Origin of the sequence: Streptomyces sp. NPDC050508, from assembly GCF_040655155.1 — a bacterium.
GTDB lineage: Bacteria > Actinomycetota > Actinomycetes > Streptomycetales > Streptomycetaceae > Streptomyces.
This window is the reverse complement of the sequence record NZ_JBFAJJ010000016.1, coordinates 41,445-59,554: the sequence shown is the minus strand read 5'-3', so window position 1 is coordinate 59,554 and position 18,110 is coordinate 41,445. Positions and strand designations below refer to the sequence as shown.

Genomic DNA, 18,110 nt, shown 5'->3' with positions numbered 1-18,110 from the left:
TCACCGCCACGCGAAGGAGTCGCTGACGATCCGCCACGGGTCGACGTTGTCGGCGTTGACCGGACCGGACAACGTCAGGTCCACCTCGTGGCCCTGCCGGTGGAAGGCGTACCGCTCGAACGCGTCCCGCACCACCTTGCCGGTGACCGGGTCCTTGGCGGAGTCGCCCCGGTAGGTCAGCCGGACGACACGGCCGACGTGCCGGGTCACCTCGGCCACCTTCGGCCCCGCGAACTTCGGTACCTGAGCCTTGAGTTGGGGCACGACGGTGTTCGTGACGGACCCGACCGTGGGCGCCGCGGAGGCGGTGGCCGTGGTGACGCGGACGGTGTTCAGCTTGTCCGTGAACACGGTCGTGGCGCCCTGCCCGGTACGGGCCCAGCCCTCGGGCACCTTCACCAGGAAGCCGGTGAAACCGCCGGCGGGCCGGTACGCCACGTACACCTGGTTGTCGGGGATGTCGCCGGGCGGATTCGACTCGGTGGGCACGGGGGTCGCCCCGGCGCTGCCCGCGCCGGCCGGGGCGGCGGACGTAGCGGACCCCGAGTGCGAGCCGGACCCTGAGTGCGAGCCGGAGCCCGAACACCCGCTGATCACTGCCGCGACCAGCACCAGCCCTACGGCGGCGGATGTGCGTACAGGAGCCATGGCCACTGCCCTCCCGGAAAGCCTGCGACCGGGGATCGGTCATGGCACCGACGCTAGGAGGCGGCCGGTTAACGCCCGGCACGCCGACGGTTAGACGACGGCAAAAGCGCGTGGCGCACCACCTCCGGGCAGGCCGGCGGCCCGCAGGATGAAGGCATGAGACAGCGTGTCGTGCGCGTCGCCCTCACCGCCGCCCTGGTCGCCGTGGTCCTCCTCGCCGTCCCGCTGGCCCTGGCCATCAGGTCGTCCCTGTACGCCGACCAGCGCGACACCCTGGAGCGCGCGGCCCTGTCGGGTGCCGTGCGGGTCAGCCCGGACTACACGACCGGCGATCCCGTCGAACTGCCCGCGCCGCCGGCCGGAGGGCACCTCGGCCTGTACGACACCCACCTGCGGCTGCGGGCGGGCAGCGGCCCCAGGACCGGTGACGCGGCGGTGCGGCGGGCCCTCGGCGCGACGGTGGTGCGCGGTCACTCGGGCGGTGACCTCACCGTCACCGTGCCGGTCTCGCACGCCGAGCAGGTCATCGGCGTCGTCCGCGCCTCCTCGCCCACCGACGCAGTACGCGCCCGCGTCCTCGCCGTGTGGGCCGCCCTCGCCTGCGCCTGCGCCCTCGCCCTGACCGTGGCGGTCCTGGTCGCCCGCCGCCAGGCGCGGGTGCTGGCCGCCCCGTTGGAGGACCTCTCCCGCCACAGGCGGGCCGTCACCGCCGGCGACCTGAGCGCACGCGCCACGCCCAGCAGCATCGCCGAGATCGACCAGGTCGCCCGCACCCACAACGAGATGCTGCACAGCCTCACCGAACTCCTTCGCCACGAACGGGACTTCACCGACAACGCCTCCCACCAGCTGCGCACCCCGCTGACCGGACTGCAGCTCAGCCTGGAGGCGGGCCTCGCCCAGGACAACGACGCCCTGCTGCGCCCCGCCTTGGAGGAGGCGCTGGCCACCACCCGCCGCCTGCACGGCACGGTGGAGGAGGTGCTGCGGCTGTCCCGTTCCCCCGGCCTGCCCGGCACTCGGGCCCCTTCCGTGCCGGTCGAACGGCTGATGGAGGAGACCGAGGACCACTGGCACGGGCTGTTCGCCCGCGACGGCAGGCGGCTGCTGTGCACGACGGGTGACACACCGGGCGACGCCCGCGTCCCGGGTGCCCCGGTCGCCGAGATCCTCGGCATCCTGCTGGACAACGCGCGCGTGCACGGCCGTGGCACCGTCCGCCTCACGGCCCGGGACCTCGGTGACGCCCTCGCCTTCGACGTCGCCGACGAGGGCGGCATCGAGACGACCCGGCCCTTCGAGCGCGGACACACCGGTGACGGAGAGGGAGAGGGCATCGGACTCGCCCTCGCCCGGGACCTGACCGTCACCCTCGGCGGCAGACTCTCCCTGACCGGCCGTCGCACCACCACCTTCACCGTGCTGGTACCGGTCCGTCAGGACGGGACCGGAGACAGAGCAGGGGACGGCGACGGCTGAGGACGCCGGGCTGCTCCTCCGGACCGGGCAAGCGGCCCTCCCGTCACAGGGCCCGATGGGAGACGGTGAGCAGGTAGGTGCCGTAGAAAAGGGAGACGCCGGCCAGAGCGGTGAGCAGGACGGCGATGGTGCGCAGGCGGCTGCGCGCCAGATGCAAGGCGAGCGGGAGCAGCAGAGGGAAGGCCGGCAGCAGGAACCTCGGCTTGCTCGTGAAGAAGTGGCTGCCGCCGACGGCCATCACGATGAGGACGGCGCAGTACGCGAGCAGGGGAAGGGGCTGCCCGTTCAGTGTGCAGAAGAGGAACAGCAGCAGGGAACCAAGGATGATCGCGGCGGTCGCGTAGACGACGAGGGTGTCGTGCCCGACGATCAGATGCCTGAAGGTATGGGCGGTGTAGTGGCCGAAGTCGAAGCGTGAGCCCCAGAGGCTCTGCACGTGGAAGTAGCCGGCCGGGTTGCGGGTCCTGAGTCCCACCCAGCCGATGTAGCCCAGCCATCCGAGAGGAGCCGTGACAGCAGCCGCCCAGGCGCGTGGAGCGGTGGGCTCCCCGGTGCGGCGCAGCTGCCAGAGGTGAGCGACCGCGCCGGTGACGACGGCGACCGCCACAGCCAGGCCGTTGGGACGGCACAGCCCGGCCAGCACCGCCAGCGTCCCCGCGGTCAGCCAGCGACGCGTCAGCACGGCATACAGCGACCATGCGGCGAAGGCGGTCATCAGGGGTTCCGTGTACGCCATCGTCAGGATGATCGCGTGCGGCAGCAGCGCCCACAGCACCACGAGGATGATCCCGACGTGTCGTCCGTGCAGCAGCTCGCCGATCGCGTACACGCCCCAGGCCGCCACCAGGGCGGCACTCCATGCGATGAGCAGCGCGACGTTGACCGGGCCGATCGGTGTCACCGTGCTCACGGCGCGGATCAGACCTGGGAAGAGAGGGAAGAACGCCAGGTCGTTGTAGACGCTGTGGCCCCCTTTGCCGTGGACGATCAGGCCGTAGCCGTACTGGGAGATGTGCCAGTACCAGCGGCCGTCCCATTCCAGGCCGAACACGGTGCGCGGGTGCCTGCCCAGGTGCAGCGACCACAAGGTCGCCATGACCACACCGGTCAGCCGCACGGCGGCGAACGACATCAGTGCCGGCAGTGCCTTCCCCAGCGCGAAACGCCACCCCCGCCGCTGAGACCGTGGATCGAGTATCGGCGCGAACCGCCGCGTGAACGCGTCGATGGTCTTCACGGCATTGTCACCGATTTCGACCTCCTTCTCCGCCCTGTAGGAGGGAGCGAACGGGAGGCCGGGTTCCAATGTCGGGAAATCTCTTACTTCATGAGAATCAGTGATGTTTATAGTTAATGTCGCCCTCGCGACATCACCACCTCACGCAGGCGGCCGGGTTACGGTGCTGAGAAAGATCGCACCGAGACGCGTCGGAACGGGCTTTGAATCCCAACGAGCCGGGCGGTTCGGTCGCGGCTGGACACCGATCCGACGGCCAGTGAACCGCGTACGTACCCGCGGTCCGGCCGACGACCTCGGAGCACGACAGTGCGAAACCCGAACGTCTGGAGGTTTGCGCGCCCGGTGAAATCCGTGGATGAACCAGACGCGAAGCGCACGGATCTTTCCGCGCTGCTTCGGGAGGTCGCCAGGTTCGGTGCCGTCGGTGGGCTGGGCATCGGGGTGAATCTCGCCGTGTTCAACCTCGGCCGAGCCGTGACCTCTCTGCCCGTGGTGCGATGCAGCATCATTGCGACCAGCGTGGCAATAGTCTTCAATTACCTGGGTTTCCGGTACTTCACCTATCGGCACCGTGACCCGCAGGGGAGTACCGCGGAGTTCGCTCTCTTCTGTTTATTCAGCGTCGGCGGCCTGGTCATCGAGAACGGGGTGCTGTACGACGGCTCCGTGCGCCGAACCGGTGTCACGCGCTGACACTCGACGGATTTCGCGGACCTGCCGTCACCGACATCTGTGCGACGGCGTACACAACGAGCATGCGCACCGCGCCAAGGCGACCGAGTTTCCCGCAGCTGCGGGAAAAACATTCGGTATAGCCGAGGCGGACGTCGCGGCGACCAGCAGCAACAAGGGCCAGCGGGCGTGTCGCCCTGAGGCGCGGGCGGGGCGTAGTTGGAGCGGTCATGGGGTGGGGGCGATGTAGGCATACACGGCACCCTCCAGCCGGACGAGTCTCCAGCCGCGGGCGTAGGACGGCGGACGAGTCGCGCCGGTGGTGAGGACGGCGACCGGCATCCGCCGGGCCGCCTGGGCGATGCCCGTAGCGTCGGTGTTGGCGTTGGGGCCGTCGGTACTGGCGGAGCCGCACCCGGCGGAGAAGGCGATCGGGATGGTCGAGGGCCCCGTGAGCAGACAGGGCGGGCGTACACCCAGTCGGCGCAGCGCCGCGGCGGTGCGCTCCCAGTCCTTGTGGCCGGCGGTGGTGCGCTGGACGGTGTGTGCCAGCACCGCGTACTGCACCGCCAGATGCCCGGCAAGGCCCACCGCCACCAGCGTCACGGCGACCGGCCGCCAGGCCCGGCCCGGCGCGGTGACCAGCCAGACGAGCGCGTCGGTGACCGGGATGGCCAGCAGTGCGTAGGTGGGCAGCAGGAAGCGGGGCGCGGCGTAGCCGATGAGGAACAGATACGGGATCGCCGCCGTCACCGCGCAGGCCAACGGCAGCGCGGTGGACGGCGTGCGCCGGCCCCGCATGGCGACTGCCAGCCCGATGGCCGCCAGCACCGGCAGGGTGAACCACCAGGCCGTCACCACGGGGTTCGGCATCGCGCCGGTGCACGGGCGGCAGAGCGAACGCCCACTCAGGCTGCGCAGTTGGTCACCGATGGCGATGTGCCAGCCCAGACCGCCCTGGATGTCGGATCCCTCGGACAGCCGCTGACTCAGCCCACCGAAGCGGACGTACGCCTCTATCACCCATTCGGCCGCCCCGGCCACCAGGCCACCCACCAGAGCGATGAGCAGCCGCGCGTGCCGCCACTGGCGCAGAACCACCAGAACGAAGAGCAGCGGCAAGGCCACCCACACTGCGTCCGTGGGCCGCATCCACGCCATCAGCAGGGCACTTGCCGCCAGCCCCCACACCGGACCGCGTCGGGTGCGGTCGGTCTGGGCCTGCAGGAAGCAGCCGACACCGGCCAGGGCGCCGACCGCCACCCAGTAGTTGGGCATGGCCTGGGGACCGTAGAAGAGGGTCACCCACAGGCTCGCGAACAGGGCGCCGCCCAGCGCGAGCACCCGGACCGGGAACAGGCCGCGCCAGGCGCGCAGCGCCACGAACAGTCCGAGGCCCGCCAGCAGGGCCAGGTAGACCCGCAGGAGCGGGGTGGACGACGACCATCCGGCGACCGGTGCCACCAGCAGCGAGATGCCGCGGGCCCGCGGGGCGCTGAAGAACGACGCCGGGGCGTGGGAGCTGACCTGGCTGACGTACACCGACTCGTCCCAGCCCAGCCCCATCCCCGGTCGTACGAGGGTCAATTGGGCCAGGACGAAGGCGCCCGCCACCGCCGCCAGCCACCACTGGCCCTTGCGGCTCCATCCCGCGGCCGGGCCGAGCGGCGGCTCGTGGCCGCCGATGCGGTCGAGTGTCACGGTCTGCACGGCTCTGGTCATCGTCCGTCCCTCGCCCCTGACAGCATGTAGAGTGTCCATTACCCTACAGGCTGTAGGGTCACCTGCAGGAGCCGGGCCAACCATGGTCAAACTAGCCCGCACACCCCCGGAGCGCACCGCGGAGGTCGACGAGGTCCGGCCGCGCCGGGGACGGATCGTGCTGCGGTTGTGCCTGGTCGGAGCCGTCGCCGACACGGCCACCCTCCTGCTTCGGGCCCGCGACGGAGGCCAAGCCGAGATGCGGCTGCCCGCCGACGGTTACGACGGCCGGTTCCACGTATGTCTTCCGCTGGACGCCCTCGCCACCGCGTGCACCGCACGGGACTGGATCTGGGACATCTACCTGGACACGGGGACGGAGGGAGAGCCGCTGCGGCTGGGCAGGCATCCGGACGGCATCAACGGCGAGAACAACGTCTTCCTCTGCCCGGCGCAGCATGCGGCCGGGGTGCGGGTGCAGCTGTACTGCACGGTCTCGGACAACGTGTCGATCGCCTGCGCGCGGGAGGAGAAGCGGTGACACCAGCCGCCATGCCGGCTCCAGCGCCCCCGACTCCGCCCGGTGTGACGCCCCTTCGGCGAACAGGACGGCTTGAGCGCGACTTCCCCGACGCACCGTGGGCCACCGGCAGGCCCTGGCACCGGTCGAAATCCAGGAGGACGTCGGCAGCGGTGTCCCCGTCGACCTGTTCCACCCCGCCGACGACGACCTCGGCGCCTGGGAACCGTACGATGCGTCGCCGGACGAACAGCCCAGGTCATGCATCAGATCCGCATAGCCTCCCCCGCCGACCCGGCCTCTCTTCCGTCCCCGTCCACGCCGGTGACCCCGGCCTCCCTCCGAGGTGAACCCCCACGGTGCCCGCACACCTTTCGCCCTCGAACCTCCGACAGCACACGCCCACGGACCGCGTTCCCTCCCTGACCGGGCCACCGCGCCCACGCACACGGCTGCGCGGGAGCGCGGCCTCGGCCACGGTCTGGTACCTGCGGCTGCTCGCCGTGCTCAACCTGGCCGCGGTGGTCTCGCTGTCGTTCCGCGACGAGGTCCAGGAGCACAATGTCGGTGAGTACTTCACCCCGTATCTGGCCACCGCCGGGCTCATCTCGGCGGCGCTGGCACTCTTCCTCGCCATGGTGATGCGGCGCCGCAAACGGGCCGCGTGGATCTTCAACCTGCTGCTGGCCGGCGGGCTGTTCGCGCTCTACACGCTGGCCATGACTCAGGAGGCGTACCGCGAGCACGTCACCAACTGGGGTTCCCTGCTGCTCACCGGCCTGTTCGTGGCCGCGCTGCTCGTCGGGCGCGGGGAGTTCAAGGCCGTCGGGGACCGCTCCAATCCGAAGCTGGCCCTCGCCGCGGGAGCGGGCGGGCTCCTCGTCAGCGGCACGATCGGCACGCTGCTGGTCGCCGCCACCAACAAGCTGCCCGGCGCCACGCTGACCGACGAGATCGCCTACACCCTGCTGCGCGGTATCAGCGTCGGTCCGCTCGCCGACCGTGTCGACGCCGTGCACGCGCCGCGCTGGGTCGACGTCCTCATCAACATCCTGATCGCAGCTACCTTCCTGCTCGTCCTGTACGCCTGCTTCCGTGCCCCGCGCGGCCGAGCCCTGCTCGGCGAGGACGACGAACAGCGGCTGCGCGACCTGCTGGCCCGGCACGGTGAGCGGGACTCCCTCGGCTACTTCGCCCTGCGCCGCGACAAGGCCGCCATGTTCTCGCCCAGCGGCAAGGCGGCCGTCACCTACCGGGTGGTCGGCGGCGTCAGCCTGGCCTCCGGCGACCCCGTCGGCGATCCCGAGGCATGGCCCGGTGCCATCGACGCGTGGCTGGAAGAGGCCCGCCGGCACGCCTGGACCCCGGCAGTGATGGGCGCGAGCGAGGAGGCCGGCACCATCTACGCCCGGCATGGGCTGGACGCCCTGGAGCTCGGCGACGAGGCCATCGTGGAGATCGCCGACTTCACCCTCGAAGGACGTGCCATGCGGGCCGTACGACAGGCCCACAACCGGGTGCGCCGGGCCGGATACACGGTGCGCATCAGGCGCCACGAGGACATCACGGACGACGAGATGGCCCTGCTGATCGACAAGGCCGACCACTGGCGCGACGGACCGACCGAACGCGGCTTCTCCATGGCGCTGGGACGGCTCGGCGACCCCGGCGACGGCCGCTGCGTGATGCTGGAATGCCGCGACGCCGACGGCGAACCGCGCGCCCTGCTCAGCTTCGTCCCCTGGGGCGAGCACGGCCTCTCCCTGGACCTGATGCGCCGGGAACGCGCCTGCGAGAACGGCCTGATGGAGTTCATGGTCGTTGAACTGCTGCTGCGTGCCGAGGAGTTGGGCGTACCTCGGGTGTCGCTGAACTTCGCCATGTTCCGCTCGGTCTTCGAACGCGGCGCCCGCCTCGGCGCAGGCCCGGTACTGCGGCTGTGGCGCTCGATGCTCACCTTCTTCTCCCGCTGGTGGCAGATCGAGTCGCTCTACCGCGCCAACGCCAAATACCGGCCCGTCTGGGAGCCCCGCTTCCTGCTGTTCGCCAAGAGCAGCGACATCCCCCGCATCGGCCTGGCCAGCGCCCGCGCCGAGGGCTTCCTCACCCCGCCACCCCTGCCCGCCCTCCGGCGCCGCAGGCGTTCCTCCGCCTCCGGGGGAGAACCGGCCCCGGCGGCCCACAGCATGTACGGCGGCTCGACAGTGGGCTGTCTCCCGGCCGCAAAGCCGAACGGGGCATCCCGTTCGGCCCGTGCGACCGGTTCGGCCCAGCTCCGAGCGTGACGCGCTAGGACACCGCGGGGGACGCGGGCCGCAGTCGGGCGACGACCCGGTTGGCGGCCGTCTTCTGCAGCAGCCCGTAGGCGAGCACCGGCAGCAGCAGGTGGGGCTTGTCGGGCAGCGAGGTCGTGATCAGTACCGCGCTGGCGCTGCTGTTGTTCCTGCCGCAGGCCGGCGTCAGCGACGAGGCCACCGGGGCCTCCAGCCGCAGGATGCGGGCGGCCAGACGGCCCAGCACGAAGGACAGCACGCACACCAGGGCGGCCACGGCGAGGGCGGCGGTGAACAGCAGCGGACGTGGATGGGCCAGGAAGGAGCCGAGGGCGCCGCTGGCGTTGACGTAGGTCTCCGCGGCCCGGCGGGCGCGACTGAGGCACTCGGCGGACGCACTGACCTGTTCGGGTGTGCGAGTTCGGCGCGCCCGGCCGTCACGCGAAAGGCCGTCACCCGGCCGGAAAGCGCCATCGGCCGGGTGACGTGAGTGGTGCCAAGGGCGGCCTCGACCTCGGCCCGGCGGGTGGGTCGGCTTTCGTGGTGCCAGTGGCGGTGACCATGTCTTCGACCGTTTCTTCCGGGCCCGGTCCGCCCGAGACCGGAACCCCTGTGAGCCGGATACCCGACCACAACTCCGGCGGAGCGGGACTGGGAGCGGCGATCGTGTGCGCTGTCACCGCCCGCGGCAGCCGTATGTGGATCGCTGCTTCCCCGGCCGGCGCCGAGTTTGTTCGTTCGGCTGCTCCTCACTGCTTCAGGGCCTACGTGGTGACGTCGATGCGTGCGGTGCTGATCGTCATGGGGGTGCCGGTCACGGCGATGAGGTACAGGCGCCCATTCGCGCCGGGCAGGGCGCGGTGGCCGCCGGCCGGTCGTACGACGTACACGGCTGTGCTGTGCGGGGCGAGGGTGGCGGGGCCCGAGGTGATGGTCCACCAGTTGGAGGCGCCCTGGCCGAGTCGGCTGGCGAAGTGCGGGGTGAGTGCGGTGCCGGTGGTGTTGGCCGCGCGCACCGTGACGGAGGTGACGGAGGGGTGGGACCGGCCGGTGAGGTGAGTGGTGAGGGCCATACGCAGGGGTGGCGGGCTGGCGGCGGCGATGCAGGCGCACAGCAGTGCCGGGGTGACCAGCGCCATCGCTACGGCGGCCTTGGCCGGGCGGCCGGTGAGGCGGGGGATACGGGGCTGCCAGGCGTGGGCCAGGGCCGAGGCGGGAACGGTCGCGGCGGCGGCCAGCCACAGCGGGGTCATCATCAGGAAGTAGCCGTCCTGGGAGCGGGTGGCGAGGTAGAAGGACAACCAGGGCAGGACGGTCAGCGCCGTTCCCAGGCGGCGGGCGAACAGCAGGGTCGCGGCGAGCAGGCCGACGAGGAGCAGTTCGCTGGCGTAGGAGTAGTAGTCGAGGCGGCTGCTGCCGTCGGTGAAGTAGTAGGAGATGCCCATGAGGCCCTGGCCGTGCAGGATCGCCTTCTGGGTGAGAGGCAGCAGCAGTCCGTGCAGCCAGACGGAGAAGCCCTGGGCGGCGAAGTAGGCGTTGATGCCCGCCCACGTCAGTGCGGCTACTCCGGCGAAACGGGCCAGCACGGCCGCCGCGGGGCGGGCTCCGAGTTCGCCGCGCCGTACCGCGTAGAGGCCGATCAGCAGGAACGGGGCGAAGAACCAGGCCAGTTGCTGGGCGGCGCAGGCGGCACCCAGGCACACGGCCCGCAGGGTCCCGCTCCGTCCCAGGCGTCCGCCCGCTCCGGTGGTCGGCCAGTAGACCGTCACCGGGATGAGCAGGGCCAGGGCGACGATCGCCGGGTAGCCGGAGCGGGCGTAGCCGGGGAGGACGCCGAAGCCGAGGCACACGGCGGTGGCCGCCGACCGCCAGGGGGCGGGTAGCAGCAGCCACAGCGTGACCGTTCCGGCGATGAGCGCCCCCGTGGTGACCAGGGTGGCGGCTGCCGGAGTGTGCAGGAGGGCGTGGACCGGTGCGGTGAGCAGGGCGGTCAGTGGTGGATAGCCGTACGTGTAGTCGGCCGAGCCGGACATCGTCTTGGTCAGGCCGGAATGGGATGTGCCGAACAGCCAGGGCCAGGGCTGTCCGTAGACGGGGCGGCCGTGCGCGATCTGGTTCGCGGCCTGCGCGGTCAGTACGCCCTCGTCGGTGCCGATGTGGTTCAGCCAGTAACCGCACAGCACCAGGGCCACCGCGAGGACGAGAACTCCCGCGTCCACCCGGACCAGGGCGCGCCGACCTCGTACGGTCAGCGCGAGTACCCCGCACACGAGGATCCCGGCGTAACAGACGGAGATGACCGCGGCGACGGGCGGATCGGAGAGCATCGCCTGGGTCCAGGCCGAGCGGGTGCCGATGAACAGGCTGATCGTGCCGATCAGCGTCATGCCCCGGTGCCACTGCTGGGGGTTGTCGGCGTCGTCGGCAGCTCGCGGCCGGCCGGTGGTGGGCGGGCGTGTGTGGTGCCACCGCACTCGCGTGTCGACGGTATGGGCGGCCGTATCCACCTTCTCCATACTCAGCTACTACATCATGTAGAAGAAAGATTGGCGCTCCAGATTCGGCCGGATGAGGTGAGAGCGTCATAAGAAAGTGGCCTGGTGTTCAGGAATGGCCGGCTCCACCATGCAGCCGCCCTCGAGCGGCGCCTGCCAGATGGTCAGGCCCTGAAAGGCGATCAGGCCGCCGGGCGGTTGACACGTCATGGGCGGCGGCCAGGTCGCGTGGGCGCCTCCCGGCACGGGGAGGTACCGATCACGAGGTGGGACCGACGCCCGGCTCGGTCTCCGGTGGGCACGCGAACTGGTCGGAGGGGCCCCAGCGTGTGACGGGGTCCTTGCTCGCGGCCAGTGCTCCGCACGTCAGGTCGGTGACCGTGGTACCCGCCGAGGTGATCTCCCGGATGTGGACCTCCTTGCCGCGCGGGTATTTGGCGCCGTTGCCCAGCGTCATGATGCCTGACTCGCCGACGTAGTCCTTGACGCCGGGTGACTGGAGGAAGGTGACGACCGAACTGGGCCTGAAGTCCGGGTCGGTTCCGGAGATATCTGTCATGACCCCGAAAAGGATCTTCAGGGCGTCGTAGCCCGCCGCCGCGTCGCTGTCGGTGTGGACGGCGAATGCCTTGCGGAAGCCCTGGGCGAAGGGGCCGTTGGCGTCGGGCAGGCTGAACTGGCTGTAGAACAGCGTGAGTGAGCCGTAGTTCTGCGACATCAGCTCCGGGTGGAGGACGAGGTCCGGGGCCGGACTCTCGGCGAGCACCGGCACACGACCTCCGCGTGTACGGCAGTTCTTGTCGCCCTGGAGGTAGTAGAAGAGGTCGTGCATGACGCTGGACCGGCCGGCGTACAGGACGAAGCCGCCTGTCTGGCGGACGAGGGTGCAGACGTTGGCGGCGACGGCGGGTGTCTGGCTGCCGCCGTCGGATTCCCGGTAGGGGACCAGCCGCACCGGGCCTGCCGTGGCGTAGTCGGAGGTGAACTTGTCCTTGAGGTCGGCGCTGAAATAGGTGTCGTCCGGGTCGAAGACGACGATCGCGGTCGGCGCGGGGTGGCCGGGAGCGGGTTTCGTCAGGGTGTGCAGCTGGGGGGACCGGCCGGCGAATGATGCCATGATCTGGGCCACGCGTTCGTCGGGTGGCGAGAGCTGGAAGTACGACACGGGGGAGTCCTCGACCATGGGCTGCCCAGTGACGCCCGTGCCGAGGACGGGGATTCCCCGGGTGCCCAGTTCGATGGCGGCCTGCAGGGATTCGGGGCGGCTCTGGGTGAGGCCGAAGACGGCGGCGATGTGGTCCCGTGCGACCCGGTCGACGATCATTCGTGACACGTCGGTGTGGCTGAGGTTTTTGGTGTTGAGGCCGTGGAGCGAGCCGTAGTGGAAGTATTCGCCGGCGTTCGCCACCAGCAGCCGCACCTGCACCTGGTGCTTGAGGTTGAGGGAGTTGACCTCCTTCTGTGCGAGCAGCGCCCCGCGCAGGATCTGTAGGCCGGTCGGCACGGTGCGGCGGGACTGCGACCCCACGCTCAGGGGTGCGAAGAAGACGAGGGTGCGGTACGGCTTGGACGGGTCGACCTGTGCGTTCTGACTGCCCATGGTGTGTTCGAGGGTCCGCAGCTGGGAGGCGTACAGGCCGTGCGCGAGGTCGCAGCCGTCGGTGCCGTCGGTCAGGCCGACGACCTCGCCGGTCCTGACGCGATGGCAGGACGCGACCGGGGCGGCCTTGCTGTCGTCGACGGGGGCAGGTGCCCCCGAAGGCCACAGCTCGTAGCCGCTACCGGCCGCCACCAGCAGCAGCGCGGTACCGGCCGCGATCGGGCGGGCCCAGCCTTGGTGACGGCTGCCCCGTACCCGGACGGTGGGGCGCACGGCCAGCCGGTCGGCGGCGCTGCCGCCGTCGGGAGTGCGGGGCAGGGTGAAGGCGTGAACGGCCTGGCCCGGCCGGCCGGTGGCTCCGGACGCGTACAGCGCGGCGATCTCCCGGGCCGGAGCGGGAACATCGTCCTGTCCGGCGTGCCGGACGACGTACTGGGGGACGTCCGCGGTGGCGGCGCCCAGCACCAGCAGCGGGCAGTCGGGGTTGTCCTCGGCGACGTCGGCAAAGGTGTCGAGGAACTTCCGGCTGGGTGTTCCCGCGGCGCCGACGTCGGGCAGCAGGACGACGAAGGACCAGGGCCGCCGTGGCCTGCGCCGGCTCCAGAACGGGGGCCGGGAGGCCCGAGCCAGGTCGCGGATCAGTGCGGTCAGCAGGATCTGCCGGACCGCCGCGGCGTCACGGGCCCCGGCGGCTCCCGCGGCCGGATGCAGTGCTTCGCCCGTGGCCGCGGCCCGCGCGCGCAGGTGCGCCTCGCGCAGGGCAACCGCCGCATCGAGGAAGCTGTGCCCGGTCTCGCCGAGCATGCCGGACACCCAGCGGCGGCGGGGGCCGTGGTTGAGTCGTACGCCGTACCACCAGCGCCACAGCAGTGCCACCGGCACGGCCGCCGCCCGCAGCAGGGCCGCGCCCTTCTTGGGACCGAGATCCTCGCTGAGGCGAGTGACCTCCGCGCCCAGCCCGAAGGTCCAGGCGTGCCTGCCGTACAGCAGGTTCCGTACGGCCGTGCGTTCGTCCATCGCGTCGGCCGGTAGCTGGCAGCGCAGCACCGACAGGCAGACTTCGAACTCGCCCAGGCGGAGGGCCCCCGCCCCGTCCGGCATCGTGGCGCGCAGTCGGCGCGCCACCTTGTCCAACAGGACGATGTGCGGGTCCTCCGCCGGCGAACCGTCCTGAGGTACGGGTTCGCAGGCCAGTTGCGCCTCGTCGACCAGGGCGTGGGGAACGAGGCTTGCCAGGTGGCGCGCCTCGCCCGGACCGGGCCGTAGCAGCCGCTTCCGATAGGCCCGGACCAGGGCGCTCGGGTCGGGTTCGCCCTCGGGGGGCGAGCCGACCGAGGGCGGGGTGTCGACCTCCTGGGGCGCGCGTGCGAACAGCAGCGCGGGGAGCCGGCGGCTCGACGCCCGCCGTAGCCGTGGTACCCCGCTCTGCCGGTCGGCAGCATAGAGGTCGACCACACGGACGATTTCGTCGAATCCACTGGGCAGGACGAGATTCTGCTCGTCCTCGGGCAGCCGCTGCAGCACTCAAGACCTCCGGGCATCCAGGCAAGGGGCGAGCAGCCTAGAGGCGGACGGAGAGAGCCCCGGGTGGTATCCGGGCATTCATTAGTTACTGAGTAAGTATGGCTATTACCTTTGCGTTATGCGCATACGAGCGGCTATACACTTTCCGGTTTTGAAGGATGCGTCTCGAACGGCAGTCCCGACTGGGTCGTTGCGGGGTGCTTGGCGCATACTGGCCAGCCTCCTGAGCTCACACTGTTCCAGCAGTTCAACGACCGACATTTCTCGCAACTTCCACACGGGATCGCCCCCTGTGCCCGACCAGCGGAAAAGCCGTCCTCAACGTTCATGCGGGTCCTGTGCGATTCTCGACTCCCTTATCCCGGTGGGGTGATCGGTCCCTGACCCTTCAGTGATCCTCGTCCAAGTACGGCCGCCGAAGCCGCCGCTCGGGGCGCTGCGCGTGCGCCCAGGGTGTTGTCGGACCAGGAGACGTGGCGCGGAGCTGCCCCGGCAAACTGCCGGGGCAGCCGTTGCGTTCATGGTCTGTTGTGTCGGTCAGGGGCTGTCCTCGCCGCCTCCGGTGCCGCCGTTGGCCAGCCACTGTGCGTAGGCGATCGCGGTCAGACGGGCCGAGAGGGCGTTGTCACGTGCGGTGGCGGTCGTGGCGGTGGCGGTGCCTGCCGCTGCGGTGAGGCCCGAAGTCGGCGTGTACATCGCCTCGTTGAAGACCGTTGGTCGAGGACAGATACCCGACGTCCAACTGGCAGGTGGCGGCGCTGCAGTTGGCGACCGGGTGGTAGTAGTACGCCAGCGCCAGGTGCGCGGTGCTGCAAAGACGTGGCCGACGCCAGCGCCGGGGCCTTTGGTCCAGTGCCGGGAGAAGCCGTTGACCGCGAGGTAGACGTGGTCGGCGTTCTTGGGGTCGATGGCGAAACCGCTGAGGTAGCGGTTGGGTACGGTGCCGTCCGTGCCGGTGGCCGGAAGGGTGATGTCGTGCCAGCCGGTGCCGTCCGCGTTGCCGACGGAGATGGCGCGGGCGAAGCCCTGGTTGTTGCAGGGGCCGCACCAGGCCGCGTACACCTTGCCGCCCGAGGCCGCGACGGCGGTGGCGGTACGCCAGGCGTCGAGGTCGTAGACGCTGGTCCACTCGTCGCCGCTGCGGATGGCGTAGCCGTGGGTCTGGACCCAGATGTGCCGGCCGCCCGCGATCCAGGTCGAGCTGTTCTTCGCGTCGGCCGTGATGGGGGCGATGAAGCGGGCCTCACCGGTGGCGTCCGCGTACAGAAGGGCCGCTTCCTGGCACCGTCGGTGGGCGATTCCGCGGTCCACCGGCGGTCGTAGACTCGGCATCTCCCACCTGTGCGGCCTGTGTCTTGGCCGAGATCAGCGTTGGCTGGCAGGCTTGCTTGGAAGTTCAGTGCGGCTGCCCCGGCAGGAGTAGACGATCTCCACCGAGCCACCGGGGAGGGCACACTCGCGCTGGAAGGTCAGCCCGGTGTCGGGACTGAGCATGGGTGTCAGTTGCGTCCCACCGCCGAACAGCAGCGGCAGTACGACCAGTTCGAGGGTGTCGAGTGCGCCAAGGGAGTGGAACGTCCCGATCGTCTGCGGGCCCCCGATGAGGTGGACGTCGCCGCCCCGGTTGGCCGAGCGGAGCTTCTCCAGCAGCCGCGCCGGATCACTGTCGGTGGTGACGTGATCGGGGGTGCCGTCCGGACAGTGTGAGCCGAGCACGAACACGTCGAGGTCCGGCCATGGCCAGCGGTTGTTGGTCAGCGCGGGCTCGAAGGTGGTGCGGCCCATCAGCGCCGCCTCGCAGCCTTCGAGGAACTCCCGGATGCCGTGGCTCTCGCCGGAGACGAACGCGGGGTCGGCAGTCAGGGCGGGCCACCCGTTCGGTGTGGTCACGTAGCCATCGGCACTCATGCTCATACGGGCGCGGATCTGCATGATTTCTCCTCGGAACGTCCGGCAGCCGGCTACGCAGCCGGCAACCCGAACCACTGGTCGACGAATAGACAGCACGTGCTGATCACAGAGCCGCGGCCCGTCCGGATTCTGCTCCGCGGGTCGCGCCTCTACCCAAGCGTCGAACGGGAGGGCCATCGATCGACACGCTGCCGAAGAATCCTTCCCACAACGAGATCATGGACCCGCGGCCCCGGCACCCGGCCGCCTCTCCCGCTCGCGGGTCCCGGCCCGTCCCGGCCAGGACCCGGTTGTGACCGCGCATCGGCAATGAGTACGGACGTTGACGACCGGGCACTCCGCAGCCCGTACGAGGGTTCACAGAAGCGCGGTCACACCCACGCGCCGCAGCAGGATGTTCATCGCCGTCATGGTGAGCACGGGTTCACTGCGTTGGTTGAGCACCTCGACGGCGGTGTGCACGATGCCGCGGTCCGGTTTGGAGCGGGAGACGCGGGCTTCCTGGATCGTCGTACGGATCGAGAGGCTGTCACCGGGTCGGACCGGCCGGACCCAGCGCAGCTCGTCGACGCCCGGGGAAGCCGGGCTCGCGACCTTGCTGACGAAGTGGTCGGCGTTGTGGATGTTCTGCGGGTCGAACTCCCCGGCGAACCGCAGAATGTCCTGCTCGGTCATGGTGATGCTGCCGTAGACGTACACCGAACCCGGGACGTAGTCCTCGAAACAGCGGTTCTGGATCGGTGCGTTGAAGTCCACGTTGCTCAGCGTGGTGGTCGTCGTGGGCGGCACGACAGCCGGGGGCGATTGTCCGCGCGGACAGGGAACTGCCGTCTGGCACCGACCAGGAACCTGAACCGGGTTCACGAAAGGTTCGTGCCGTTGTATCAGCTATATCCGGTGAGACATGGCCCCGTGGGCCTTCGCCGGCCTCCAAGCCCCGTGCTGCTCGGCCCCGTTGAGCCGGTCAGCCTGTTCGCGGCAAACTCCATGCGGAGGTCGACGCCGATCCATTGCGTCAGCTCTACGGTCGCTGTGCGGCGACCCGAAGGCGCTGGCAAAGGGCTGGCCCACAGACCTCTGCGGTCCGGCTGCTCGTTGTTGTGCCCTGCAGGCGGCTTGCAGTGCAGCGGCCAGAATGGGGAGTGACACGGTCTGAGGCGAAGAGGCCGACCATGTGCAGCGACTGCTCGTACCAGCAGTCGCCGCGGGCGGGACCGAGAGCCAATCAGGGCCGAAAGTGTGACGACTCACCTGTTTCAACCACGAGGTGAGCAGGACTATCGGGCGGGCGGCGGCAACGGGCAAGGCAGGCAGGCCGATCGGCAGAAGTGGATCAGGACAGGCCAAAGCCTGGCGCACCGGGTTTCCGTCTGCCGTTTCCTGCTGCTGGGGCGTCTCGTGGGCTCCCGCCCGCGCCGAGCAACGCTCAGCGCGTCGGACGGTAGGTCGCGATGATCACTCCGCTGCTGGTCGGCAGGGCGTTCACCAGCTGCAACTTCTTCAGGGGGGCGTCGTCGGCGAACAGCTTCTTGCGGCCCTCGCCGGCCACCACCGGGTGGATCAGCAGTACCAGTTCGTCCAGCAGGTCCTGCTCCAGCAGCGAACGCACCAGCGTCGGGCTGCCCGCGACGGTGATGTCCTTGCCCTCGCCCGCCTTGAGCTCCTCGATCGTGGCCGCCAGATCACCGTTGATGAGCGTGCTGTTCGCCCAGTCGTCCACGCTGTCCAGTGTGGAGGAGACGACGTACTTGGGCGAGTCATTGATCCACTTGGCGAAGCCGGCGTCCTCGCCGCTGGTCACCGTCGGCCAGTACCCGGCCCACTCGGTGAAGGTCGCCCGGCCCAGCAGAATCGTGTCGGCCGTCTCCAGCGTCTTTCCCAGCGCCGCACCCATCTCCTCGTCGAAAGCGAACTGCCACTCGTTCGGCGACTGGGCGACACCATCGAGCGAGACGAACAGACCCGAAACGACCTTGCGCATGATTCCTCCGTGATGAGTTCGGGGTCCTCTGCCCGGTCCCGGGCGAACAGCACTCCGGCCGGGCGG

Annotated in this window: 11 protein-coding genes and 3 pseudogenes; 4 read left to right on the top strand and 10 right to left on the bottom strand. The window is 70.2% G+C overall.

Going from position 1 to position 18,110, the window contains the following annotated elements; translation table 11 throughout:
* A complete protein-coding gene (locus AB0I69_RS36265) occupies positions 1–648 on the bottom strand; it encodes a hypothetical protein (protein WP_363099981.1) in 648 nt (215 codons plus the stop codon).
* A gap of 156 nt (positions 649–804) precedes the next feature.
* Here AB0I69_RS36265 and AB0I69_RS36260 point away from each other — a divergent pair, with 156 nt between their 5' ends.
* Positions 805–2,127, top strand: a complete 1,323-nt coding sequence (locus AB0I69_RS36260) for a HAMP domain-containing sensor histidine kinase (protein WP_363099980.1) — start codon at positions 805–807, stop codon at positions 2,125–2,127.
* A 43-nt stretch (positions 2,128–2,170) separates the two neighbouring features.
* On the opposite strand, the gene AB0I69_RS36255 is transcribed toward AB0I69_RS36260, so the two are convergent.
* Positions 2,171–3,364 (bottom strand): hypothetical protein, encoded by a 1,194-nt coding sequence (locus AB0I69_RS36255; RefSeq protein ID WP_363099979.1) that lies wholly within the window; start codon positions 3,362–3,364, stop codon positions 2,171–2,173.
* 354 nt (positions 3,365–3,718) lie between these two features.
* Between AB0I69_RS36255 and AB0I69_RS36250 the strand changes: the two are divergent.
* Positions 3,719–4,024, top strand: a pseudogene (locus tag AB0I69_RS36250) (GtrA family protein); the annotation flags it as partial.
* A 243-nt stretch (positions 4,025–4,267) separates the two neighbouring features.
* Here AB0I69_RS36250 and AB0I69_RS36245 read toward each other — a convergent pair.
* Positions 4,268–5,605, bottom strand: coding sequence for a hypothetical protein (locus AB0I69_RS36245; protein ID WP_363100146.1), 1,338 nt, complete (start codon positions 5,603–5,605; stop codon positions 4,268–4,270).
* 238 nt (positions 5,606–5,843) lie between these two features.
* Here AB0I69_RS36245 and AB0I69_RS36240 point away from each other — a divergent pair, with 238 nt between their 5' ends.
* Positions 5,844–6,281 (top strand): hypothetical protein, encoded by a 438-nt coding sequence (locus tag AB0I69_RS36240; RefSeq protein WP_363099978.1) that lies wholly within the window; start codon positions 5,844–5,846, stop codon positions 6,279–6,281.
* Between the two features lie 401 nt (positions 6,282–6,682).
* Positions 6,683–8,545, top strand: coding sequence for a phosphatidylglycerol lysyltransferase domain-containing protein (locus AB0I69_RS36235; RefSeq protein WP_363100145.1), 1,863 nt, complete (start codon positions 6,683–6,685; stop codon positions 8,543–8,545).
* Between the two features lie 4 nt (positions 8,546–8,549).
* On the opposite strand, the pseudogene AB0I69_RS36230 reads toward AB0I69_RS36235, so the two are convergent.
* The 7 genes and pseudogenes from AB0I69_RS36230 to AB0I69_RS36200 all read right to left on the bottom strand — a co-directional run.
* Positions 8,550–8,888 (bottom strand): annotated as a pseudogene (locus tag AB0I69_RS36230) (sodium-dependent transporter); the annotation flags it as partial.
* Between the two features lie 409 nt (positions 8,889–9,297).
* Positions 9,298–11,049 (bottom strand): hypothetical protein, encoded by a 1,752-nt coding sequence (locus AB0I69_RS36225; protein WP_363099977.1) that lies wholly within the window; start codon positions 11,047–11,049, stop codon positions 9,298–9,300.
* Between the two features lie 238 nt (positions 11,050–11,287).
* Positions 11,288–14,152, bottom strand: a complete 2,865-nt coding sequence (locus AB0I69_RS36220; RefSeq protein WP_363099976.1) for an ABC transporter substrate-binding protein — start codon at positions 14,150–14,152, stop codon at positions 11,288–11,290.
* A gap of 813 nt (positions 14,153–14,965) precedes the next feature.
* Positions 14,966–15,409, bottom strand: a pseudogene (locus AB0I69_RS36215) (glycosyl hydrolase); the annotation flags it as partial.
* Between the two features lie 108 nt (positions 15,410–15,517).
* Entirely contained in the window at positions 15,518–16,084 is a 567-nt protein-coding gene (locus AB0I69_RS36210) for a dihydrofolate reductase family protein (RefSeq protein WP_363099975.1), read from the bottom strand.
* Between the two features lie 336 nt (positions 16,085–16,420).
* Complete coding sequence (locus AB0I69_RS36205) at positions 16,421–16,852, bottom strand: acyl dehydratase (RefSeq protein WP_363099974.1); 432 nt, start codon at positions 16,850–16,852, stop codon at positions 16,421–16,423.
* A 637-nt stretch (positions 16,853–17,489) separates the two neighbouring features.
* Positions 17,490–18,044, bottom strand: a complete 555-nt coding sequence (locus AB0I69_RS36200) for a dihydrofolate reductase family protein (protein WP_363099973.1) — start codon at positions 18,042–18,044, stop codon at positions 17,490–17,492.
* Positions 18,045–18,110: the final 66 nt, after the last annotated feature.

What these genes read in the sequence shown, in the direction of transcription:
- AB0I69_RS36265 (WP_363099981.1), bottom strand. Translation starts at nt 648, where the DNA reads ATGGCTCCTGTACGCACATCCGCCGCCGTAGGGCTGGTGCTGGTCGCG.
- AB0I69_RS36260 (WP_363099980.1), top strand. Translation starts at nt 805, where the DNA reads ATGAGACAGCGTGTCGTGCGCGTCGCCCTCACCGCCGCCCTGGTCGCC.
- AB0I69_RS36245 (WP_363100146.1), bottom strand. Translation starts at nt 5,605, where the DNA reads ATGGGGCTGGGCTGGGACGAGTCGGTGTACGTCAGCCAGGTCAGCTCC.
- AB0I69_RS36240 (WP_363099978.1), top strand. Translation starts at nt 5,844, where the DNA reads ATGGTCAAACTAGCCCGCACACCCCCGGAGCGCACCGCGGAGGTCGAC.
- AB0I69_RS36225 (WP_363099977.1), bottom strand. Translation starts at nt 11,049, where the DNA reads ATGGAGAAGGTGGATACGGCCGCCCATACCGTCGACACGCGAGTGCGG.
- AB0I69_RS36210 (WP_363099975.1), bottom strand. Translation starts at nt 16,084, where the DNA reads ATGCAGATCCGCGCCCGTATGAGCATGAGTGCCGATGGCTACGTGACC.
- AB0I69_RS36200 (WP_363099973.1), bottom strand. Translation starts at nt 18,044, where the DNA reads ATGCGCAAGGTCGTTTCGGGTCTGTTCGTCTCGCTCGATGGTGTCGCC.